The organism is Plantactinospora mayteni (genome assembly GCF_016862935.1).
In the GTDB taxonomy this organism is placed as follows: domain Bacteria; phylum Actinomycetota; class Actinomycetes; order Mycobacteriales; family Micromonosporaceae; genus Plantactinospora; species Plantactinospora mayteni.
In genome coordinates, this window is sequence record NZ_BONX01000065.1 from 51,611 (window position 1) to 73,383 (window position 21,773).

General features: G+C 68.0%; 17 protein-coding genes and 1 pseudogene. 10 read left to right on the forward strand and 8 right to left on the reverse strand.

Annotated features, from left to right (window positions below; translation table 11 throughout):
* Positions 1 to 108: 108 nt before the first annotated feature.
* Together Pma05_RS38485 and Pma05_RS38490 are read right to left on the reverse strand one after the other, a co-directional pair.
* A complete protein-coding gene (locus tag Pma05_RS38485; protein ID WP_203862465.1) occupies positions 109 to 1,338 on the reverse strand; it encodes an ISAs1 family transposase in 1,230 nt (409 codons plus the stop codon).
* 311 nt (positions 1,339 to 1,649) lie between these two features.
* Positions 1,650 to 2,264 (reverse strand): hypothetical protein, encoded by a 615-nt coding sequence (locus Pma05_RS38490; RefSeq protein ID WP_239314043.1) that lies wholly within the window; start codon positions 2,262 to 2,264, stop codon positions 1,650 to 1,652.
* 137 nt (positions 2,265 to 2,401) lie between these two features.
* Here Pma05_RS38490 and Pma05_RS38495 point away from each other — a divergent pair, with 137 nt between their 5' ends.
* Together Pma05_RS38495 and Pma05_RS38500 are read left to right on the forward strand one after the other, a co-directional pair.
* Positions 2,402 to 2,908 (forward strand): hypothetical protein, encoded by a 507-nt coding sequence (locus tag Pma05_RS38495; protein WP_203862466.1) that lies wholly within the window; start codon positions 2,402 to 2,404, stop codon positions 2,906 to 2,908.
* Between the two features lie 363 nt (positions 2,909 to 3,271).
* Positions 3,272 to 3,706: a hypothetical protein gene (locus tag Pma05_RS38500; RefSeq protein ID WP_203862467.1), complete on the forward strand. Its 435-nt coding sequence runs from the start codon at positions 3,272 to 3,274 to the stop codon at positions 3,704 to 3,706.
* Between the two features lie 253 nt (positions 3,707 to 3,959).
* On the opposite strand, the gene Pma05_RS38505 is transcribed toward Pma05_RS38500, so the two are convergent.
* The gene (locus Pma05_RS38505) at positions 3,960 to 5,237 is read right to left on the reverse strand and encodes a hypothetical protein (protein ID WP_203862468.1); all 1,278 of its coding nucleotides are present in this window, start codon (positions 5,235 to 5,237) and stop codon (positions 3,960 to 3,962) included.
* A gap of 417 nt (positions 5,238 to 5,654) precedes the next feature.
* On the opposite strand from Pma05_RS38505, the gene Pma05_RS44215 reads away from it, so the two are divergent.
* Positions 5,655 to 5,903, forward strand: a complete 249-nt coding sequence (locus Pma05_RS44215) for a nitroreductase/quinone reductase family protein (protein WP_372441629.1) — start codon at positions 5,655 to 5,657, stop codon at positions 5,901 to 5,903.
* Here the strand turns inward: Pma05_RS44215 and Pma05_RS38515 are convergent.
* Together Pma05_RS38515 and Pma05_RS38520 are read right to left on the reverse strand one after the other, a co-directional pair.
* Positions 5,857 to 6,519: a TetR/AcrR family transcriptional regulator gene (locus Pma05_RS38515; protein ID WP_203862469.1), complete on the reverse strand. Its 663-nt coding sequence runs from the start codon at positions 6,517 to 6,519 to the stop codon at positions 5,857 to 5,859. The two genes, Pma05_RS44215 and Pma05_RS38515, sit on opposite strands and share 47 nt — an antisense overlap.
* A complete protein-coding gene (locus Pma05_RS38520) occupies positions 6,516 to 7,343 on the reverse strand; it encodes an SDR family NAD(P)-dependent oxidoreductase (protein ID WP_203862470.1) in 828 nt (275 codons plus the stop codon). Before Pma05_RS38520 ends, Pma05_RS38515 begins: the two co-directional genes overlap by 4 nt.
* Before the next feature lie 411 nt (positions 7,344 to 7,754).
* Here Pma05_RS38520 and Pma05_RS38525 point away from each other — a divergent pair, with 411 nt between their 5' ends.
* From Pma05_RS38525 to Pma05_RS38535, 3 genes are all read left to right on the forward strand, one after another.
* The gene (locus Pma05_RS38525; RefSeq protein WP_203862471.1) at positions 7,755 to 8,966 is read left to right on the forward strand and encodes a hypothetical protein; all 1,212 of its coding nucleotides are present in this window, start codon (positions 7,755 to 7,757) and stop codon (positions 8,964 to 8,966) included.
* Between the two features lie 440 nt (positions 8,967 to 9,406).
* Positions 9,407 to 9,994, forward strand: a complete 588-nt coding sequence (locus tag Pma05_RS38530; RefSeq protein ID WP_203862472.1) for a GNAT family N-acetyltransferase — start codon at positions 9,407 to 9,409, stop codon at positions 9,992 to 9,994.
* A gap of 208 nt (positions 9,995 to 10,202) precedes the next feature.
* Positions 10,203 to 10,712, forward strand: coding sequence for a hypothetical protein (locus tag Pma05_RS38535; RefSeq protein ID WP_203862473.1), 510 nt, complete (start codon positions 10,203 to 10,205; stop codon positions 10,710 to 10,712).
* Between the two features lie 620 nt (positions 10,713 to 11,332).
* On the opposite strand, the gene Pma05_RS38540 is transcribed toward Pma05_RS38535, so the two are convergent.
* Positions 11,333 to 12,094, reverse strand: a complete 762-nt coding sequence (locus tag Pma05_RS38540; protein ID WP_239314045.1) for a hypothetical protein — start codon at positions 12,092 to 12,094, stop codon at positions 11,333 to 11,335.
* 1,046 nt (positions 12,095 to 13,140) lie between these two features.
* Between Pma05_RS38540 and Pma05_RS38545 the strand changes: the two genes are divergently transcribed.
* From Pma05_RS38545 to Pma05_RS38565, 4 genes and pseudogenes are all read left to right on the forward strand, one after another.
* Positions 13,141 to 13,638, forward strand: coding sequence for a hypothetical protein (locus tag Pma05_RS38545; RefSeq protein ID WP_203862474.1), 498 nt, complete (start codon positions 13,141 to 13,143; stop codon positions 13,636 to 13,638).
* A gap of 93 nt (positions 13,639 to 13,731) precedes the next feature.
* Positions 13,732 to 14,709, forward strand: a complete 978-nt coding sequence (locus Pma05_RS38550) for a zinc-binding dehydrogenase (protein WP_203862475.1) — start codon at positions 13,732 to 13,734, stop codon at positions 14,707 to 14,709.
* 73 nt (positions 14,710 to 14,782) lie between these two features.
* Positions 14,783 to 15,533 (forward strand): annotated as a pseudogene (locus Pma05_RS43160) (IS3 family transposase); the annotation flags it as partial.
* A 75-nt stretch (positions 15,534 to 15,608) separates the two neighbouring features.
* Positions 15,609 to 16,178: a hypothetical protein gene (locus Pma05_RS38565; RefSeq protein WP_203862478.1), complete on the forward strand. Its 570-nt coding sequence runs from the start codon at positions 15,609 to 15,611 to the stop codon at positions 16,176 to 16,178.
* A gap of 200 nt (positions 16,179 to 16,378) precedes the next feature.
* Here the strand turns inward: Pma05_RS38565 and Pma05_RS44220 are convergent, their stop codons facing one another.
* Both Pma05_RS44220 and Pma05_RS38575 read right to left on the reverse strand, forming a co-directional pair.
* Positions 16,379 to 16,768 carry a transposase family protein gene (locus Pma05_RS44220; RefSeq protein ID WP_372441630.1) on the reverse strand — a complete coding sequence of 130 codons (390 nt, stop codon included), beginning with the start codon at positions 16,766 to 16,768 and terminating at the stop codon, positions 16,379 to 16,381.
* A gap of 450 nt (positions 16,769 to 17,218) precedes the next feature.
* Positions 17,219 to 21,220, reverse strand: coding sequence for an AfsR/SARP family transcriptional regulator (locus tag Pma05_RS38575; RefSeq protein ID WP_203862480.1), 4,002 nt, complete (start codon positions 21,218 to 21,220; stop codon positions 17,219 to 17,221).
* Positions 21,221 to 21,773: the final 553 nt, after the last annotated feature.

Here is a 21,773-nt window from a genome sequence, read left to right on the forward strand (position 1 = left end):
GCGTCCATGGTCGTCAGTTTTTGCGCTGCTGGCGGGGGTTGGGCTGGTGCCACGGTGTTCGCCACGGCCGCGGCGTTGTTCTTCTATGCCCGGTTTGATCATGGTTTGCTAGATGTTGTAGACGGCGAAGGTGTCGGTGCGGTCGTGGAGATCGCGGCGAGCGTGGGCGATGTTGGCGCGTCCGGCGAGGCGGAAGGTGTTCAGTGCCAGGTTGCGGAAGGCTGCCAAGTTGCGTGGAGCCGCACCGGTCCTGAGCTGGGAGTCGTCCTCGCTGAAGGTGACGTCCCTGGTCCAATGGAGACGATTTTCCACGGTCCAGTGGCCTCTGGCGTAGTGGTTGAGGTGGTGCGGGCCGGCCTGAGTGGCGTCCAGGCTGACGATGCCGTAGATGATCTGTTTGCTGGTGCGGACCCCGTCGAGGCCGCCGGTGTCGCGGCGTAGTCGGAAGGCTTCCCGGGCGCCGGGGAACAGGGTGTCGTCGCAGGCGGCGACGCGGATCGTGCGGCGTTCGGTGCGTCCGTGTCCCCGGTCGCCGGTGATGTCGGTGGTGTCGGCGAACTTGGTGTCGGCGCCGGATAGCAGCGCCTGGGCGGCCTGCAGGGCGAGCGGCTGGTTGCCTTTGAGGATCAGCATGTAGTGGGCGTTCAGGGGCCCGGTGATCAGCTGGGCGGTCTTCTTCGTGGTGTGCAGTGCGTCGAGGGTGAGCAGCATGCCGGCCACGTCCAGGGGCGTGAGCAGGTCGCTGGTCACGGTGGTCTCGCCGCGCTTGTCGCCGACCTGACGCTGGCCCAGGATCACCGCCCGGTCGTGGGTGACCGCGGCGACCAGGAACACCTGCCCGACCCCGGTGCGGGTGCCATGCAACAGCTTGCCGTCGATCGCGACCGCGGGCAGCAGCCCGGCCGGCGCCGGATGGGTCACCGCCCGCGTCGCGGTGCGGCGCTGCTCACGTTCGGCGGGTTCGTCCTCGGCGGCGGGCACCTGCGGGGCCGGGGCGTCTCCACGCACGACGTCGGCCAGGTAACCGCAGGTCGCCAAGTCGAGGGCGTCGCCGTCGACCGCTTGCAGGACCCGCCGGAACGTACGCTCGCTGGGCACCAGGTAGCGGCCGGTCAGCGGGTTTCGCCGGGCTCCGAGACTGCGCAGGACATCTTGCGGGGTCCGCGCCGCCCACTGCCGGATCGCTGTCAGTCCGTCATTGCCGGTCACCAGCGTGGCGCACGCGGTCAGCACCAGGATCACCAGAAGCGGATGGCGAAGCCCCCGCAGCCGGCGCGGGTCCGGCACCTGCCGCAACCGCGCCACCAACGGAGACACCATTGACAACGGATCGGCCACACCCGGATCCGCAGCGAGTTCGGCCTCCCACAACGCCAGATCGGCGAGGTGGTCAACAACAGGGTCGATCAGGGAAGATGACGTCACGAGCGCGACTCCAGCGATGATCTTCAGGACTAGACACCCGAAAGATCATCAGGAGTCGCGCTCGTCCTGCAACTCACATCTCGCCCGGTTCTCAACACGGACAGAACGCCTCAACCCGGAACAACGCCGGGGCCGTGGGGGCTACCCGACCTCGTCACCGAAGTCGACGGCGGGCGCTGCTCGCCGGTGTCGGTCGCACCGAGGGGCGTGCATCTGGTTGAGCGTCATGTGGGTTGGCGGTCGTGTACCGGGAGGAGCAGCCACCGAGCGAAGCAGCTCTGGTCGTCAATCTTGGTGTACCACCTGACTCTGAGCCTGTATCCGTTGCCGCGGGCTGGCAGGAGCAGTCCCGTGTCCGGCTCCCGTGACGGAGGTCCATGTTCAAGCGGCGGCGGGCCTGATTGAGGCGGCGACAGCGGCATCGCGTGCTCGCCTATTCCGTCGAGGGCGGCGCTGAAGATTGCGAGATCGCCACTGGGAACGCTGAGGGCATCACCGACATCATCGATGGCCGATGGATGATTCAGCGCCGATTCGAGGGTTCTGCGATAGTCCGGGCCCGAGGCCTGGACTATCGCCAAGGTGCCCTCCGCGGACTCGAACACCTCCATCCAGCTGTCGTCACGAACGACCCCGTCAGCGCCGACAAGAAGAGCGGTAGAACCGGCGACGGCGATGCTGGTTTCCTCGGGGGTCATGTCGACGATCCGGTCGTACTCGTCGTCACTCAGGCCGCGCCAGAAACGGCGACCGGCGGCATCGACGGCGAGGTACGGTTCGCCGTTCGTCCAGAGCCGCCCGATGTGGGTCCAGGACGTATGCACGGTGACAGTATCCATACGGCCGTCGCCGCGGCTGGCCGGTGCCCAACGGCTTACTCTCATGCCGCGACCGGGGCGTTGCCGTTCAGCGGGTCACCGACACGGAGGGAACTCTTCTCTGCCTGCCTCGTTTGGCAGGTGGAGGGGAGGCAGGCATGTCCGTTCGCACAGCTGCCCTCGCGGCAGCGACAGTACTGACAGTGGTGGGTTGTTCCGGACCACGACCAGGGGTCCACTCGCCAGCTTCAGCGGTCCCCGCCGTCGGAGCGTCGGCCGCCGAGGGCTCAACCCCGCAGCTTGGGTCCCCGCCGTCGGCGATCCGTGTTGTCAGCGCGGACCAGGCCGACCTCCATCTGTGGGTAAGCAATCAGTCGTTCAAGGATGATCCGGTCATCTTCACGGTGGCCATCGACGGCATCGTGGTTGTCGCGCAGCCCTTCGAGGTCGGGAGCCAACACAACTGGATCCTGTTCCCGATCAAGGCTTCGCCCGGACGTCACATCGTGGACGTCGTCTCGGATACGGGCGTCGAGGTGCAGGAGCCCTTCACGCTGCCGGAGACAGGACGACGCTACGCCGTGATCGACTATTGGACCTACCCAGGGGATGGAGATCGACGTATCACGTGGCAGTTCCGGTCCGATCCGGTGGCCTTTCTGTAGGGCGGCGGTCTCGTGCGACCCGTCCGCTGCCTGCGACGGCGTCGCCGAGACGGTCTCCGGCATCCATCGAGGAACAACCCACCGCCGACGCCACGCGCCGATCGGTCCTGTTCAACCTCGACGCCCCCGACGTGGTCACCGTAACCTGCGCGCCATCCGTAGCTAAACCTCGCGGACAACCTCTTCTGCTGACCGAGCGTCACACACCGTCATAGTTGGCCGATCAAGGCCGTGCTCGGTCGTGGCAGCCGATGAGCGGATGTTTTCATGCCGCCTTGCGGGACTACGCTCGTGGCGTGACGGACGCCGTGGAACCGAGGGTCGGCATGGCCATCAGCATCCGGGCGACGCGATGTTGTCGTGGTGGATCCGGATCGGTTCCTGGTCGCGGCACGTCAGGCGCTGCGCGACCGCGACCCGGATCTGACCGGCGCCGAGGCAACCGATGCGGTAGCCGACGTATATGACGCCGTGCATGTACTGCTTGACCGGGACGGAGCCCTCGCCGCCGATGCCATGGATGGCGAGAGGATCGGTGTCGGTGGATCTTTGCCGGGCGTGCGGGTAGAGGATCGACCGGATTGTCTGTCGCCCGCTGGTTGGCTGCAACAGGTGGTGCTCAACGATCCACAGCCACTGCAGGATTACGGCTGCTTCCTTCCCGAGGATCCCTTCGCGGTGCCTCGCATCGAGGACGCCCGGTGGGAGCGCACCTCGGATACTGCTTGGTGGGTGATTGCACAGGAGCATGGGTGGATCCGGCCCGCGCCCTCACACCGAGCAGCCAAGGACTTCTAAGCTGGGTCACTCGTTGCGGAGTCACGAGCTGGGGCCGGTACGTCGGCGGCCAGTTTGATCTGATCCCAGTCGGTCAACGGTTGGCTGTTGCCGTTGTAGGGCTTGACGTAGTCGCGCAACGCACCGGCCGCCGGTCCAACGATCTGCGGGAGGATGAGTCCGGGAGAGACGGGACTCGCCTTGAGCACGGTTGCCTCAGCGTGGAGCCAGACCGTGTCGCACTCCTCGCAGACCCAAAGGCTGGTGCTCGTTGCTACCACGACGCATTGCAGAACCCAGCCTCGCTCGCAGGCGCCGCACAGGTACTTCTCGAGTCCGGCGAACCGGTGCTCCATGACATGTCGCCAGTAGTACATTGCCCGCTTGCCCCTTCCCTCTCGAGGCCGGCCTTCCGGTGGTCTTTCGGTGCCAATGCAACGATGTGCACTCCGTCGCGGGTCCGTACGGGGATCAGGACCTCGCCGTCAGGTGTGACCGACGATGCCTCCGGCTTTCCGTGGACGTCATTTTTCAGCCACTTGTCGCCGCCGGCTGGCTCGCTTCTCGTCTGGCGTCCCCGAGTGTCGAGGTACAGCAGTCTTCCATCGATGACGCCGCCGTCGTGCAGCACGTAACCGCCGTCGTCGGTACGACCGGTTAGATACCCCGAGTTGCCGTGGGAGAACTTGGCCACGATCTGGCCGTCTCCGGTTACCAGCACACCGCCGAAGTCTTCGGTGATGAACAACATGGCGATCCCGTGCTGCCGTGACACCGCGACTCCGCCGAGTTCGACTGCCCAGTCCGGTGCGCCCGTCGGTGACATCCGGCGGCACCACCGTCCATCGCCCCCGTACACCCGGCCCGCCGCGTCCACCCCGATGACCGAGGCGAGGAGCAAATGGTTGTCCTTGCGGGCGCCGATCACGATCTCGGCGGTGCTGTCAAGATCACGAAGAACCCAGTTCAGTACGCGCCCTCTGGCGCTGAGCGTGGCGAATCCCGCCCACCCACACGGGTCGATGACCACCCTCGGGCCCAGACGTTGGTCAGCCAGCGGTGTCGCTGTTCTGACGTCGACGCGGGAGAGTAGACCGTTGGCGGTGAGGAAGACCCGTCCCCGGGCGTCGGTGATCAGCCGATGACCCCCGGCGTCGGCGACGACGGAAACCGGCCAGGCTGTCGTGCCGTCCGGCCGCAGACGGTGCACCATGTAGCCGCCGTCGGCCCAGACGAGGGCGGTCGCGTGGCCGTCTTCGGTCAGGACGGCGTCTTTCACCTGGCCGGTCGTTTTGATGTCGACGTGTGCCGGGGAGGGGGAGAGTCGGACCACCCGTGCGCCGTAGGCGGTCGGCGCGAGAACCTGTGGTGTGCCGTCGGGCAGCGCCCGGACCTTCACATCCGCCCGCCTTTGTATGTACACCTCCGAGTCGTGGCGGCTCGACGCAACGCCACTGGGGACGATGCGTTCGGGGATGCCGTCGGGCGAGTTCCAGGGCAGGAACGCGACGGCTCGGGCCACCGTGTCAGACGCCGTCATGACCTCGCTCACCTGCTTCAGGACCGATTCTCGGACGCGTACGCGGGCGGCACGACCGTGCACCGGACGGGTCCTGAGGTCGGCAGCCGTCCGGCGGCGGTTGCTGCTTGGTCTTACCTGTGCCGCATGGGCACAGGCTGGAGAGTACACACGGCTGCGGTCCCGTAAAAAAGGCCATCGCGGCTCGGCAACGCATCACCAGCCAGTGCCCAGGGCACTTCTTGCGTGTCAAGGAGATCCCGTCGAGTTCGAGTACGCCGACGCCGCCAACCAGGCCGTCCGGAATCGCGACGGGCCGAGGCACGTTGGACAGGGCATGGCATTGACTGGTGAGCATGAACCGAGTCTGTGGGGGGATCTGTGAGCAGGTCGAGCAGATCATGCCCACCGGCACGACCAACGACGTGACGTTCAGGGGCCCTGCCCACAGTGCTGATGACCTACCGGGGCGCCAAGACCGGCAAGGTTCGCAAGGCGCCGCTTGTGCGTGTCAAACACGAGGGACGCTATGCGGCTGTCGCGTCCAAGGGTGGCTGGCCGACCAACCCGCAGTGTCAAGCCGCACAAAGGGAGCCGCCACGATTCGAGGGGATCGACACCTCATCGGCTCCCCGCAGAGGGTGGTTCGTCTCTACGTATCCGACCGCCGCGACGGAGTTCCAACGGGCTTCGGGGTGAACGCCTGGAGGAAGGTGTGAACCGCAGCGCGTGCGACGGCGCGTCGTTCGCTGTTGGGGACGTGACGGGTGCCGAGGCGTGCTCGTGTGTCCATCGGGCCCGTCAGCAGGGCGAAGAACTGTTCGGCCGCCAGGCGTGGGGCTGGGGTGTGCAGGTGTCCGGCGACGGTGAGGCGTGCGAGTCGGTCGGCGAGGGCTTCGGTGACGCGTTCGGCCGCGCGGGTGTGGATGATGTCGAGCAGGTCGGGGAACTGGTTGATCTCCGCGGAGAGCAACCGGCGCAACGCCCAGGATCGGTCGTCGCAGTAGCATTCGAGCAGGCGGATGCCGACGCGTTCCAGGCTTGCGCGGATGTCGTCGCTGTGGTCGGTGAGCGTCTCGATCGTGGCGAGGTTCCTGGCCAGTGCCTGGTCGGCAGAGGCGGCGATGGCCTCGCGGAGCAGGTTCTCCTTGTCGCCGAAGTGGCTGTACACGGTGGCCTTGGCTACACCCGCTTCCGCCGCGATCACGTCCACACCGGCTTGGGCGTAACCCGCTCGGGCGAAAACAGCGAACGCGGCGTCCACGATCGCCTGCCGCTTCTCGATCCGGCCACGCGCGGCGATGGTCCCGCTCATCGGTGCACCGTCCCGGCGAGCAGCTCGTCGGTGAGGCGCGCCAGTCGCTCCGCATCCTGTGTGGAGAAGAGCTCGGTGTGCACATTCAGCTCGGTGAACAGGTTGAACGCGGTCAACGGTGGTGCCGGCGGATCGTCGAGCAGCCGGACGAGCGGCGGGACCACGTCGGTCGCGGGTTTCGCCATCGTCTGCTGCTGCCGGAGGTAGGCAGCGGTCTGCGGGTCGACCTTCCCCGCGTAGCTGGTCGCCGTGCTACCGGGGTGGAAGAGCACGTACCGCACCGGGCCCCCGCCGTGCCGCTCGGCGAAGCTCACACCGAGCAGATCGTTCAGGCGTCCGGTCATGAACATCGCGTTCACCAGGTCGTACTGCCGCGCGCTCTGCAGATCGTCCCAGGCCACCGGCGTGTCGTGGCCCGGACCGGCGACGTTCACGATCACCGGCCGGTCCGCCTTCTCCAACGGGCCGAGCAACCCGTAGCTGAACAGGAGGCGGCTGAGATAGAACAGGGCGAAATTGTCCTCGAAGCCCTCGGCGGTCACCGACCGGTAGGACCGTATGAACCGTGCGCACAGCACCACGCCGTCAATGGCCGGATACTGCTCGGTGAGCTCACCGACGATGCGGCGGGTGTTCGAGACCAGGCTGAGGTCGGCCTGGACGAACGCCACGGTTCCCGGCGCCGACGCCGCCTCAGCCACCAGTCGTTCGCCCTTGTCCGGATTGGTCCCGACCACCACGGCCCTGTCCCCCCGGCGGAACAACGTGCGGGCCAGTGCGGCACCGATGCCGTCCGTGCCGCCCGTGATCACATACGTCTTCACGAGAGTCCCTCTCCCCGCCCCGGTGACGTGCCCTTCGCTCAGCCATCACTATACCAGTTGGCCTGGAATACCAGACTAGCAAGTCTGGTATAGCGCCAAGCGTGGCCCGGACGGCAAACGCCTCACCGCGCGGTACGACGCTGCCGAGATCCACCGAGCAGCCGAGATCCCGGCTGGCCATCCGTTCCTCGGTGCTGCTCGCTTGGCGTAGGTAGAGCAGCGAAGCCGATAGTTCCTCGCGGGGCGCGACCGCAGCCAGCACCGGAAGCCCGGACGGCCTGATCGCGATCACCGTCAACGAACTCCGCCGACTGTTCCACGCCAGTGGTCTGTTCGATCCGGGGGCTGATGGCCGCAGCGAACATCGAGGGGGTACGCCATGGTGGGCTCACCTCGTGGAGAATGCGGCGGGTGCGACTTGATCTGGACAGCATCGACTGGGCGTCGTTGACGCACGCGTACGGAAGTGCCGAGGACGTGCCTGGCCTCATCCGTGATCTGCGGTCATCCGATGCCGAGGTCCGTGGCGCGGCAATGTACGAGCTGTACGGCAACATTTACCACCAGGGCACCCGCTACGAGGCCAGCGCATACGCGGTCCCGTTCCTGCTGGATCTGCTGGCCGACCCCGCCACGCCCGCCCGGCACGAAGTCATTCAGCTGCTCTCCTGCCTCGCTGTCGGTTACACGCCTTACGACATACCCGCCAGCGGCTTCCCCATCGCCGAAATCCGCAACGACGTGGCCCACGTCCCCGAGGAGACCTGGCGCCGCTGGTCGCAAGGGATGAAGGATTGGCACGAGGTCGTCAGTACAGGGCAGAGGCAGCCGCTTCCACTCACCAAGCCTGAGCGGCGCCTGTTCGAGATCCGGCACGCGCTCGCCGCGTACGATGCCGTCCGGGCCGGCGTCCCGCTGCTGTTGACATGCCTGGCCGACCCGGACGCCGAGGTGGTCGGGGAGGCGATCCATGCCTTGGCCTGGTTTTCGGAGGAGATGACGTCGATCCGCCCCGGCCTGCTCGAAATCGCCTCCGACGACCAGCGCCCGGCGCAGACAGTGGGAGCGGCGCTGATCGCGTTAGGACTGGTCGGCGGTGCGTTGACCCAGCCTGTAGCGGACCTGCTCGACGGGAACCTTGCCGGTACGGATCCCGACTTGAGATGGGCGGCCGCTGTGGCGTGGGCGCAGCTGGCTGGTGAAGGGGTGCCGGACTCGGCAATAGCCGAACTACGGGGATGGGCGGTCATTCGCCAACGGGACACCGGGCAGACAATCTGGTTTGCGAGCCCCAGCTACGTGGCACTCGAAGTACTCGACGCCTTCGCCGTGCCGGTGGCCGAGGAGGTGCGGTCGGACCTCGTTGCGGCGGTGCTCGCCGAGCAGCCCACGTCGAACTGGCACAACCATTTCAACGTGGTGCTGGGGTGCGCGTTTCCGCAGATGGAATCGGATCACGGCCGCGGCTTCGGGGAACTGACGGCGGCGCAGCGGGCGGTGGTCGCCTGGCTTGTCGACAACCCGCATGTGTTCGGCTCTTCGGGCCCTCAAGGCCCACTCCGCCAACACGGCCTGCCGGCGACTCACGAGGCGCTACGCGCTTACGCCGGCCTGGACGGGTAACAAACACAGGGGGCGGCTGGACAGCGGATTGCAGGATGGTCTTGGCGCACTTCACCCCTCGCCTCGTCACGTCCTTCCGCATGCTGAAGAACTCCCCTCGTTTACCTGGTTTCGCCAATCACCACGCGGACCGCCTACCAATCTGCGGTGGCCGCATCGCCGGCTCGTCGTGATCCGACGGCACGATGAGCTGTTGTGGGCCGCCGGGGACTCGAACCCGAACCTACTGATTAGAAGTCAACGGATACACCGGCCTGCGCCAGTACGACATCGACCAGGTGCACGCCTGGCTCGACACGTTGCCGCCGCCGGACGGGCCGGCGTGGTCCACCACCGATCCGTCCACTCCAACCCGATCCGATGATCCGAGCTGACCTGAGCAGCACGAGCGTCGCCACGTCCGACAGAAACCGACAGAACGCCATGAAAGGATCAACACCATGGGCGATGATCAGCCCGGCCACGAACTGCTGACCACGCGATTGGCCCTGCGGCGACCCACCCCGGCGGACATCGACACGATCTACCGGATCCACCACGACCCAGCGGCATGCGCCCACAACCCGGCCGACATGCTCGCCACCCACGCCGACGCCGAAGACCGCTACCACCGGTGGGACCAGCACTGGCAACAGCACGACTTCGGCTACTGGGTCATCCACCCGCGTGAGGCCAACGCCCAGCACGGCATTCTGGGCTTCAGCGGACTCAAGCTCATGCGCCTGCAGGACCGAGAAGTCCTCAACCTCTTCTACCGTCTGGATCCGGTTACCTGGGGCAACGGCATCGCCACCGAAGCCGCGACCGCGGTCGTCAGCTGGGCAACCACCGACCGCCCAGACCATCCGGTCATCGCCCGCGTCCGCCCCGACAACGTCGCCTCCGCCACAGTCGCCGAACGAACCGGCCTGCGCCGCGCCGCGCACCTCGACACCGCCGGAGAGGACGGCCTCGATTGGATCTTCGCCAAGAACTGGGAGCCACGCCGGATGCAATCGTCCGACTCGCCTATCCGCGCGCGAGACTGACCCCAGCAGCGACCCAAATCCATCCCACAAGCACACCCAGAGAAGGCAGTATGAAGCGCCCGTCGGAACGAACCCGAGCCCGCATCGGAGCCTCGTCGCTGCGGCGGCGGCTCATCGCTGATCACCCCTTGGCTTTGAAGAACGGCGCACCGGAGCGGACGACCGAGCCGGCGGCGGGGACGACGGGGACGGGGACGGCCCGGTACGGATGGCGGTCGGACCTGCCGGGGACGCACCGTCCGCCGGGGACGGCCTCGCCGCTGGAGTCGCGGACGGGCGCAGCGGCGGGGTGGGGACCACAGCCCGGCGGCCGTCCGGGGACGGCGGTACGGACGAGGCCGGTGGACGAAGCCGGGGCGCGCTGGTGGCCGGTGCCCGGCGGGCGGCGGTCACGGGCGCGGCGACCGGGGTGCCCGCGTTCGCGGCGGCTTGCCGGCTCGGGACGGCACGCCGCGCCGCTGTGGGCCGCGTCGCCGGGGTCGAGGCGCGTCGTGGCCTGCCGGCTGCCGGTGCGGCCGGAGCTGCGGAAAACACCGGTGTGACCGGGGCAGGTGGCCGGCGCGGCGCGGTCTGCGGTGCTGGTGTGGCCGAGAACGTCACCGCCGGTGCCGCACCGCTGGGGGTTGCCCTTGGTGTCGTGGTCGTGGCGTCGCTGAAGGCGACTCGCGCCGGTGGCACGTTCGGGGACGGCGGACTCGGCTGGGGCGGGGACGGGTGAGAGAACGGCGCGGCCGGGACAGCCACGGACGGCAGTGCCGATGGTGTGGACGGGGTCGCCGGGTGGCTGAAGGTGGGCGCGGCGTTCGTCCCGGACGGCGCGGGCAGCGGCGTATGGCTGACCGGGGCGTGGCTGAAGGCCACCGGTCCCGGCGGGACCGGAGCCCGCCCGGGACGGGGCGGACGAGGTGGACGGGGGCACCGGGCGACGGACGGGGACCGGGACCGGGTGGACGAGGTGGCGTCCGTCCGGCGGTCCGCGCCGCGCTCGCGCCGCCCAGGATGCCGGCCGCCGCGCCGAGCGTCGGCAGCCCGCAGCGGGGCATGGGGTGCGCGAGTAGGCGACGAAGGCGAGACCGGGCGATGCGCTCGTGGGTGACCTGTGATGCCGACCGGCGCGGCCGTCCTCCTCACCAGCGACGGGTGGTGGGCCGGGGACCGTGCGGGGTGTCAGCGCCGTCAACGGGTCCGGTCGGAGCAGGTCACCTGCGCGGAAGAGTCCCGCACTAGGGGATTACAAATCCGGGCCTCGGATTGGAAACCCGCAGCTCAGCGGAGGCTGCTAGGGGCGCTTCCGGGCGGTGGGCACATCGAGGACCAGGGTCGCGGTGGCCTCGTTGATCACGTCGGCGTACGGGTCGGACAGCTCGCCGGACTCGATCGCAGCCTTGAGCCGGGCGACCGCGGCGCTGCGCCGCTTGTAGAGGTTCCAGCGGGGCTGGCCGGTGCGTTCGGCGTATCCGGTGAGGCTGACCTCTCCAGGTACGTCGCGCCGATCAGCTCCGCCTCCTGCACGGTGATGACCCCGGCGGTGACCGCACGGGCGAGGACCAGATCCGGATGGCCGTACGGGGCCGGCGGCAACACCGCGCCCGGGGCGTGGTTCGGCGCCCCGGACGAGGCCGGCTCCAGGTCACGCAGCTCCGTCCGGGCCTTGGAGAACGCGGCGGACAGCAGGTTCCCGACCACACTCGGCCTGTCCAGGTCGACCGTGCCGAGAGCACGGAGGAAGTGCTCGACGACGGCGGCCTGCACATCGCCGGTGAACAGCTTGGCCAGCAGGTACGCCTTGAACCGCAGGCCCGGCAACGCGACACCGACCGAACCGGCACGCCACGCCGGATCACCGGTGCGGGCGTACTGCACCAGCAGCCGCCACGCGGCGTCCCGGGCGGCGTAGCCGCAGGACGGGTGCATCAGGATCGCCGACAGCTCCGGCAGGGCGATGGCCCGGCAGGGCAGGCCGTGACCGAGGCTGCGGCCGTCCACCGACAGCGGGCTCGGCCCCTGCCCCATCAGCCGGAATCGGTACTCGATGTCGTTGAGCAGCGTCTCGCCCCGCCGTGCGGCGGCCAGCTCGGCGGTGAGGGTACGACGGTCCATGGTGGTACTCCCTCGTGATGCCCGTGTGCCGTCCGGCGGGAGTGCCGGTCGGCGCTGTGCCACCACGCCACCAGGCGCCTTGACGAACAATCGTGATCTTGTTCAACCGGGCTCGACACGTGTTCAACCCGGCCGTCACCGATCCCCGTCAATACGCCTCGACGTCAACCGGCCGCCGCCCGAGCCCAGGTGTCCAAACCCGTGATCAGGCTGTTCAAGGCGCTGGGCGCCGACCGCGCCCGCCGCGAGGCCGCACCCTTGAACACGCACTGCCCGACGACGCGATCCACGGCCTTAAGCAGGGCGCCGAGAGTGGCTCTCGACGCGAAGGCTCACAGCCGTCGCGATCTTGTTCAAGGTCCCTCGACGGTCAGCCTGGGTTCGGCACCTTGAACGGGCACCACTTCGGTAGGTCTTTCGGCGCCAGCGATCCGGGCAGGACATCGATCGCCAACTTTGGTTAGCTTGTTTCGGCACCAGGTGGCTGGATTCGCGAAGTTGCGCTACCTGACATCGCGGAGACCGCTACGAGCATCCTCTCCGGGTAACACTTCGTAGTGCATCGGGGTGCGTATGGCTCGTCGAGTCTTCCGCTCATAGCCGATGAGCGGGCACCTGCTGTCCTGATTGCCTGCTGCCAAGTCCTGCCTCAGTTTGTTCATGCAGTGGTGACAGCGGACAGCCACCGGGGTCGGCTACGAGTCCGATCGAGGCGGCCGAGCGACGGGCGGAGACAATCTGTCCGACTGCCGGGCGTGCCTTCGCCACCGGTAGTGGCGCCACACAGCGCCTGTGACAGCCACAGCAAAGAGCAGCGCGGTGGCGCCCTTCCAAGCACGCTCGAACCACGATCTCTCGTTGCCGAACGCTGCTTCACCGGCCGTCATCAGCCATAGCCCCACCCACGCCCACTGCCAGCCACGTGGGCGAGAGAATTTCTCGGGCGGGTCGGAGAGCGCGACGGACACAGCGACTGCGGCGCTGCCAACGACGACCAGCGGTGCTCCGATGCGCCAGATGGCCTCCCACAGCGACACGAACCGATAATGCACCTCGTCAGCTCAACTCAACAACAAGAGCGCCCGCGGTCGGGGCTCCATGCCGCGGTGTCGGGCGCGGCCACGGTCTTCGGTGCGGTCATGGTCATGGTCATGGTCCTGTTCCGGAGGCGGGACGTGACGGGACGCGGCCGGTGCGCCGCCGACCGGGCCCCGGAGATGTCGGGCGAGGGCGGCGGTGGCGTTGAGGCGGGTGTTTTCGTTTCGGACGACGGGGATCCCGCGCCAGTCGTCGGACCGACCGCCCGGGCGGCGCACACCGTCGAGGTGGCGGGCGCGCACCTGTCGGCGCACGGCGGGGAAACAGCCGTGGGCAAGGCGGAGAGGGCCGGTGCCGACGAACGCGCCGCGACCCGAGACAGTACGGCGAAAGGTAGGCATCAGCTTCTTCGCACGGAGCTCCCGCCGCAAGGCCGTCCGCGTCAGATCCGGGTGAAGTTCTGCCAGAAGTTGGTGTGCTGGTTCCGGCGGACGGGGTTCAAGTGACCAGGTTGAGGAAGCTCATTGACATCAAGTGCGGTTGGGGTTGCAGGCTCGACAGGGCAAGTCGAACATGACCGCGACCTTTGGGAGGGCGATATGCGTGCCATCGTTTTGCACACCTTCGGCCCTGCGGAGAACCTGCGGTACGAAACCGTCGTCGACCCCATGCCCGGTCCGGGACAGGTGCGCATCACCGTCCGGGCGGCGGGCGTGCACATGGTCGAAACGATGATCCGGTCGGGCCTGGTCAGCGAGTCCCTGCCGCCGCGCCCCCAGCTTCCGTCGATCTTCGGCGGCGAGGTGGCGGGAACCGTGGACATGGTGGGCGCCGGGGTGGACCCGGTGTGGACAGGGCGGGATGTCGTGACCTCCGCAGCCACGCCCGGCGGCTACGCGGAACTGGCGGTCGCCGACCTGGAGACCGTGCACCGGGTTCCCGACGGACTGGGGTATGAGGCGGCCGTCGCCATGGTTGTCACCGGAACCACGGCCCTGCAACTTCTGGATGTCGCCGAGCTCACCTCGGACGACGTTGTTCTGGTGACCTCCGCGGCGGGCGGGGTCGGCCGCTTGGTGGTGCAGTACGCGCGCGGCCTCGGTGCGAAGGTGGTCGGGGCGGCAGGCGGCCCCGCCAAAGTGAGGGCCGTGAGCGGGCTCGGCGCGGACATCGCCGTAGATTACAACGAGCCCTTCTGGGAGAAGAGCGTCGCCGAGAAACTGGGTGGCCGCGCCGTCACGGTTGTGCTCGACGGAGTCGGCGGAGCGCAGGCGAGGGCGGCGTTCGAGCTCATCGTCGACGGCGGCCGGTACATTACGATCGGCAACGCCTCCCAGCAGGACTTCGAGCCGGACCCCGAGACGCTGACAGAGCGCGGAATCATGGTGATCGACGCCCTGGCGCTTCTGCTCGATCGGCTCGACGAAGGCCCGGAGTTCGAGGCACGGGCGCTGGCGGCGGGCGGCGAGGGCAGGCTTGTGCCCTCTGTACAGTCGTTTCCCCTGTCGGAGGCAGCGGAAGCCCACGCCGCCCTCGAATCCAGGGCGACGACGGGCAAGGTCGTCCTCATTCCGTAGACGGACCTCACATGATCCAGTCGCTCTTTCAGGCAGCCGTGGAGTTCATGACGCGATCTTGTCGAAGTGCCCTCTGGCCGGGAAGATCCGGGCGGTGCACCCCACTTCGGACGGCACCTACGGTGCGCCGAGGATCACGCAGATCTGCAAGACAACGGCCTGCCGGTCAACCACAAGCGAGTGGCCCGGGTGATGCGCCGGTTCGGCGTGCAGGGAGTACGGTTGCGCCGTCGCGTGCGGACCACCGTCGCGGATCCGGCCGCAGCGAAGGCTCCGGACTTGATTGGCCGGAACTTCACCCGCCCCAGCGGTGAATCAGCGTTACGTCGGCGACATCACGTACCTGCCGGTCGGTGAGCGCGGGTTCCTCTACCTGGCCACCGTCATCGATCCGCACTTTCGGCGCCTCGCCGGCTGGGCGATCGCCGATCACAGACGCACCGACCTGGTCATCGACGCCTTTGGTCGCGGCCCGGCGAACCCGGGGCAACCTCGACGGAACGATCATGCACACCGACCACGGCGCGCCATACACGTCCAAGGCGTTCACCGCCGCGTGTACCGCGGCCGGGGTCCGACAGTCGATGAGCGCGGTCGGCAGCTCCGCCGACAACGCACTCGCCGAGTCGTTCAACGCCACCTTCAAACGCGAAACCCTGCAAAGCCGCCGCGCGTTCACCGACCAACGCGAAGCCCGGCTCACCAGCTTCCGCTGGTTGCACCGCTACAACACCCTCCGCCGCCACTCCCGCCTCGGACATCAATCCCCGATCACCTATGAGAACATCCGAACCACACCAGATCCGCTCGCTACGGCCGCATAGACCCCGTGTCCAAGATCAGAGGGCAAGTTCCCCACTCCCGTTCCCGCCCACTCACGCCGGAAGGACGCCCATCCCATGGCCCACCTGATACGTACCAGCAGCAGCCCCCACGTCTTTGTCGACGCGTCCAGCGTCGATCTGGTCGACGAGGGCACTGTCGCGGAGTTCTGTCCGGAGTGGGACGACAACGGCATGGTCGAAGCCGCGCCCCCGGACGGGGACGCGACCGGCATCAAGATCCTATGCGGGCAGGAGATCGGCAGCATCACCGTCACCGCCCAGTTGTGGGACGGGCCGCCCCCGCTGGAAGCCGACGGCTGGCAGGACGTCGTGGAGATCCAGGTCCACTGGGCGTCTGCGTTCATCGACTTCTCAACGGCCACCGAGCGGGAAGACCCGGCGCAGCGGCTGGACCTGGACAGGCCCGGCGACTACCGGGTCCGCGTGTCCGGCAAGAACCGGGACGACGGCGACCCCCGCGACGCCCAGGACCCCGTGGAGGGATACCTGATCCAGGTGTGGCCTGCCCCGCCCACCGCCTGCCACCAGGCCGCCAACGAGTCCGTGACGCACAAACGGACCAGTGACCTGGCCGCCGGCTACACCAGCCCCGCTAGTGTGTCGCGCCAGAAATTCGCCCCATAAGTGGGTGTGAGCTGCGGAGATGGCGAGAATCGGACGTCCGATCCCGCCGTTGACATTGACGGATGAGGAGCGTGTGACGTTGACGCGGTGGTCACGGCGGGCGAAGTCCTCGCAGGTACTTTCGATGCGTTCACGGATCATCCTGGCGTGTGCCGAGGGCGCCTCGAACGTCGATGTGGCAGCCGAGCACTCAAGTGCCTCTACCTGGCAGTCACCGCCCTGGACCCGACCGGCAAAGGCCAACGCCGGTGGACCAACCCAGAGCCAAAGCAAAGTCGTTCGCTACGTCTTGGATGCGTTGAGTAACGCTGGGATGAGCACCTTGTTGGCGTGGCGACGTTCCATGACTGCCGGAAGTTGCGCGCCCCGCACAGCAGCGCCGCCGTCAGCACGGTCAACACCGCCGACAGCCGATGGCGTACTCCCCGCGCCTTCCGCGGGTCGGTGACCTGCGCGAACAGTGTCGCCAACGCCGCTACCTGCCCGGTGTCCACCTCCCCGCGATCATCCATTACGGCTTCGAACGCAGCGTGGCAAACTGACACGAGCGGCCTTTCTTCGCAGACGACGAGTGGCGTAGGAACCTTCATCGTCTACTTAGGAAGTCCGCGCTTGTTCGCCACCCCCGACCCCCTCGCAGGCACCCGTCTAATCTCACCAGGCCAAAAGAAGATCAACTAACTTTGCTTTGGCTCTGGGGACCAACCGCTGGAAAGCGGCTCTGAACGCCTTCGAGGTCACCTTCGACGGACGCCTATCCCCAGGCCGCAAATAACACGAAAACAACTTAGTTACACCAAATTCTTGGCTCTGGCGCACATTCGGTGGGAGCAGTGAGTAGCGGATCGTTCGCCTGACTGGCGACCCTAACCATATTTTGACAAACTGATACAAATTAGATCTGGATCGTGGTTATGGCTCCGAGTGAAAGGCTGGCCAGCCTCCAAAAGCCGGCGTCAGAGGCTCGGCACGCCTGCAACGCCGCTGCCGACTGTCACCACCGAATGTGGGCCAGAGCCAAATTCTTGACACTCCCGTGGCTACTTGAGAAGCCCGGCCGTGTCGTCGCGCTCCGGTGCACCGATCTCGTCGAAGTGGGTGTGGGCCTGTCGCCAGCGGGATTGTGCCAGGTGTGGTCGTCCGAGGCGGTGGTAGGCGTGCCCCATGGTGAGCAGGGTGCGGGCGTACGCGAGCCGTTGGCCCGCACGTCGTTGAGTTGTCAGTGCGTGTCGGCAGTGTTCAAGGCTCTCGGCCACGTCTTCCGTACCGAGGCTGGCCGCGGCGAGGCGGGCGTGTGCTCTCGCCACCAGGAGGAGGTACCCGGACGTGTGGGCCAGGCCCAGTGCTCGGGTCGCCTGTTCGTGGGCTCGGCGGTGGTCGTCCTGTGCCGTGTGTAGCTCGGAGAGGGTGAGCAGCGCTTCGACGTTGCCGCGGTGGTGCCCGATGCGGTCTGTGATGTCCAGCGCGATGCCGAGCGATCTGGCCGCGTCGTCGAGGTGGCCCAGTCTGATCTGGACGCTGGCGAGACCGTTGTGGGTGAAGCTTTCCAGACGGACGTCGGCGATCCGCTGGGTGATGTCGAGGCTGGTGGTCAGGGCTTTGATGGCGTCGTCGTGTCGTCCTGCGTCGCGGTGCACCAGGCCGAGCGTGGTCAGCGCGGAGGCTTCCTCGTGACGGGCGCCGATGGTCCTGCTGATGGTCAGGGACTGGTCGAGAGCGCGCAGGGCGTCGCCGATGCGCCCCTGTTCGCGGCGGACCATGGCGAGGTTCTCGATGGCGGTGGCCTGACCCTGGTGCTGGCCGGTCTCCCGGAGCAGGGGCAGCGCGAGTTCGGCGGATCGGGCCGCCTTGGACAGGTCGCCGGTCTGTTCGTACGCGGCTGTCAGGTTGATGAGGATCGACCCCTCACCGATTCGGTCGCCGAGCTTACGGTCGATGGCCAATGCCTGTCCGAACCGGCGGATCGCCTGCCGGGTCTGACCCAGTTGAGCCAGCGCGACACCGGTATTGATGAGGGCGGCCGACTGGCCCTGTGGCCATCGCGCGCGCTCTGCGAGGGCTGCGGCGGGTCCGCACTCGTTCAAGATCGCCTGGTAGTCGGCGGTGCGCCAGCGGAGGTAACCGAGGTTGTGCCACATCGCTGCTTCGCCGAGCACGTCACCCGCCTGTTGCGCGGCGGCGAGTCCGGTCTCCGAGATGTGCAGCCCTTGCGTCGGTGGTGCCTGCATCGGCATGAAGTCGCGCAGGGCGTTCGCCAGGTGCCAGACCATCCTGTGCCGGCCGGATTCGGCGGCGTAGTCCAGCGCCGCGACCAGATTGGCCCACTCCGCAGCGATCCACTTCCGCGCGTGGATCTGCTCGGCGAACTCGAGGGGCGTTGTGCCCTCCGGCAGGGGGTCGCGCTGCAACCGCAGGCGGGACTGCCCGAGCAGGGCGGTGGCGGCTCGGTCGGCGGTGTGCAGGTAGAAGTGCAGCAGGCGGTGGATGGCGGTGCCCAGTTCTGCGGGTTGGTCGCTTCCGGCGGCGAGTTGCGCGGCGTATTCGAGCAGCAGGTCGTGGCAGATCAGCCGGCCGTCGGCGGTGACGTTCACGAGGTGGAAGCGGGCGAGCGCGTCGGTCAGTGGCTCGACCTTGAACCCGGGTAGGCCCGTGAGCGCCGCTGCGGCGGTGGCGGTGAGGCCGGCTGGAGCCGGGACCAGGCTGAGCAGCCGGAACAGCCGTTTCGCCCCTGGCGGGAGCGCCCGGTAGGACAGGTCGAACGCACCGCGTACGGTGGCGGTGCCGTCGCCGTCCACCCGCAACTGGGTTATCGGGCCCCGGGCGGCCAATTCTTCGACGTGCACACGTATCCCCAGGTGGGGCCGGTCCGCCAACCTTGCCCCGGCGATGCGCAGGGCCAACGGGAGATTCCCGCAGAGCCTGGCCAGTTCGACAGCGGCGTTCCGTTCCGCGTCGATCCGCTGTCGGCCGGGCGCGTGGGCGAGCACGTCGACAGCCTCGGCGACGGACAGGACGTTGAGGGTGATCCGGCGGGCACCGTCCATGGCGACCAAGCCGCTGAGCCGGTCGCGGCTGGTCACCAGAACCAGGCACCCGGGTTCACCCGGCAGCAAGGGCCGCACCTGGTCCGCGTCGGCGACGTTGTCCAGGATCACCAGGACTCGCCGGCCCGCGAGCGTTGAACGATACAGTGCGGTCTGCGCGTCGAGGTTGATCGGGATTTGCTTGGCGGCAAGTCCCAGCGCGACCAGCAACAGCGGCAGCGCCTCCGTCGGCGACATCCGCGGTCCGGTGTGGAAGCCCCGCATGTCCACGAATAGCTGGCCGTCCGGGAACCGGTGCGCCGAGCGGCGTGCCCAGTGCACCGCGAGGGCTGTCTTGCCGGCACCCGCGGCGCCCACCACCAGCGCCATTCGTTGGTCGCCCTCGGCCACCGCGTCGAGTTCGTCCAGCTCCGCGCGATGGCCAACGAAGGATCCTGGGTCGGCCGGCAGCTGCCGTGCCGGTACCCAGTCCGGCGGCTCTGGATCTGGCCGTGGCTCTGGCTCTTCCGGCCAGTTCAGGCCGGAGTCGCCGGCCAGCATCCGCGCATGCAACTGCTGCGGTCGCGGGGCAGGTTCCAACCCGAGTTCCTCGACCAGCCGCGTCCGCAGATTCCGGTAGACCGCGAGCGCCTCGCCGCGCCGCCCGCTCCGGTACAGAGCCAGCATGAGCTGCGCATGCGACCATTCCCGCAGCGGGTGCTCGGCCACCACACGGGTCAGCTCGGCGACCAGTTCGGCGTGTCGGCCCACCGTGAGCATCGCCTCCGCACGCTCCTCGATCACCCGCAGACGTTGCTCCTCCAGCCGGGTGGCGTGAGCGTTGACGAATGCGCCGTCGACCCCGTCGAGCGCGCCACCGCGCCACAGCGCCAATGCCCCGTCGTAGCGGTCGATCGCCTGCGCCGGTTGCTCGTCGCGGGCAGCCCGTCCTGCGTGGTCGACCTCGTGCTGGAAGTGGTCGAGATCCAGTTCTCCCGGTGCGACCCGGACCAGGTACCCCGGCTGTCGGGTCACGATGAGATCGTCGGCGGCGGCCCCATCCGTGGCCCTGCGTAGCCCCGCGATGAGCCCTCGGATCCGGGCCTCCGGGGCGGCCGGCAGCGAGTCGCCCCAGAGTGCGTCGGCGATCTGGCCCACCCCGACCACCCGGTTGGCGTTGAGCAGCAGGATCGCCAGCACCGATCGCTGTCTGCCCGTCAGCGCGACAAGCTCGTTGTCCACCCGCGTCTCGAACGGACCCAGAATTGCGAAGCTCAACCGGCGAGCCGCGTCGGGAACGCCGCTGACGGTGGCTGCCGCGAGCCCCTGTGACACGACGAGTGGTGCATCCCGGTGGTCGGTGGTGGCGGCGTTGTCAACGGTCCCGTTGAGGATGGCGGCGCGGATCTCTTGCAGCTCCGGTCCCGGGTCCACACCGCGGTCGTCGGCCAGCAGCCGTCGGCCCTCGTCGAACACCTGTAGCGCCTCTGCCCGCCGGCCGCAGCGGTACAGCGCCACCATGAGCTGGCCGCGCAGCCGTTCGCGCAGTGGGTGATCGGCCAGGAGTCGGGTGGATTCCGCGACGACCCGGTCGTGCCCTCCGCAGCTCAGGACCGCGTCGATGCGGGTCTCGCAGGCGCGGAGGCGTTCCTCCTCCAGAGCGGCGCCCAGCCGCCGGCCCGGTGCGGTAGCGGCGAGGTCTGCCAACGCCGGGCCGCGCCACAGGCTCAGCGCCCGATCGAGGAGTACGACGGCGGCGTGGGGCTCGACACCCGAACGGCGGACGTCGTCGCGGAACCTCCACAGGTCGACGACTTCGGCTGGGAGATCCAACCGGTAACCGTGACCGACACCCCGCAGGGCGATCTCGGGGACATCGGTGAGCGCGCGACGCAACCGCGAGGCGTAGACCTGGATCGCCTTGCGGGCGGTCACGGGCGGCCGACCCTCCCACAGCAACTCGCTCAGGGTGTCGACGGTGACGACCCGCCCGGCGTACACGAGTAGAACGGTCAGCATCTGCCGCACGCGTCCGGCCGGTAGCCGACCAGTTTTGGGATGCCGGACCTCGAGCGGGCCCAGCACGTGAAACCAGATATCCGGCATTGTCCGCCCATGCCTCCCCGCCCAGACAGTGCGATTTACCGAGCACCATGCGTAGATTAACCGGCCTGGTCAACGATCCTGCGCAGCGCTGCGGCCCGGTGACACATCGTCAGACCGGCGCGTACCCAATAGCCTCATGGTCTCCACTGTAGAGACGGCGACGCCACGCATACGCGAATCGTGCCGAATGCATGCGCGGGCTTCTTAGTGTGGTCTCGTCCGCACGAACTCCTCAAGGTCATGCATCATGATGCAGAACGGTCCAATGCTATTCATGCATTGGAGGAAGGACGGCAACCTAAAGTTAACCGAACGGCCATGGGAGGCCGGCGAGGAACCCGCGCGTGAGCAGACCCAGCGCCTCGCCCAGCGGGCCAGGTCCTCGTCATCTGTGGGCGGGCAAACAAATTAGTGTGGCACGGTGCGGGGGATCGATGGTAGCGACGCCCAGGGCACCGTGAGGTCG

Bases quoted from the DNA above. Each gene is read 5' to 3' on its own strand.
- Pma05_RS38535 (WP_203862473.1), top strand. From the start codon at position 10,203: ATGGCGGTCGGACCTGCCGGGGACGCACCGTCCGCCGGGGACGGCCTC.
- Pma05_RS38540 (WP_239314045.1), bottom strand. From the start codon at position 12,094: ATGGACCGTCGTACCCTCACCGCCGAGCTGGCCGCCGCACGGCGGGGC.
- Pma05_RS38550 (WP_203862475.1), top strand. From the start codon at position 13,732: ATGCGTGCCATCGTTTTGCACACCTTCGGCCCTGCGGAGAACCTGCGG.
- Pma05_RS44220 (WP_372441630.1), bottom strand. From the start codon at position 16,768: ATGAAGGTTCCTACGCCACTCGTCGTCTGCGAAGAAAGGCCGCTCGTG.
- Pma05_RS38530 (WP_203862472.1), top strand. From the start codon at position 9,407: ATGGGCGATGATCAGCCCGGCCACGAACTGCTGACCACGCGATTGGCC.
- Pma05_RS38490 (WP_239314043.1), bottom strand. From the start codon at position 2,264: ATGGATACTGTCACCGTGCATACGTCCTGGACCCACATCGGGCGGCTC.
- Pma05_RS38565 (WP_203862478.1), top strand. From the start codon at position 15,609: ATGGCCCACCTGATACGTACCAGCAGCAGCCCCCACGTCTTTGTCGAC.
- Pma05_RS38575 (WP_203862480.1), bottom strand. From the start codon at position 21,220: ATGCTGACCGTTCTACTCGTGTACGCCGGGCGGGTCGTCACCGTCGAC.
- Pma05_RS38515 (WP_203862469.1), bottom strand. From the start codon at position 6,519: ATGAGCGGGACCATCGCCGCGCGTGGCCGGATCGAGAAGCGGCAGGCG.
- Pma05_RS38545 (WP_203862474.1), top strand. From the start codon at position 13,141: ATGCACCTCGTCAGCTCAACTCAACAACAAGAGCGCCCGCGGTCGGGG.
- Pma05_RS38495 (WP_203862466.1), top strand. From the start codon at position 2,402: ATGTCCGTTCGCACAGCTGCCCTCGCGGCAGCGACAGTACTGACAGTG.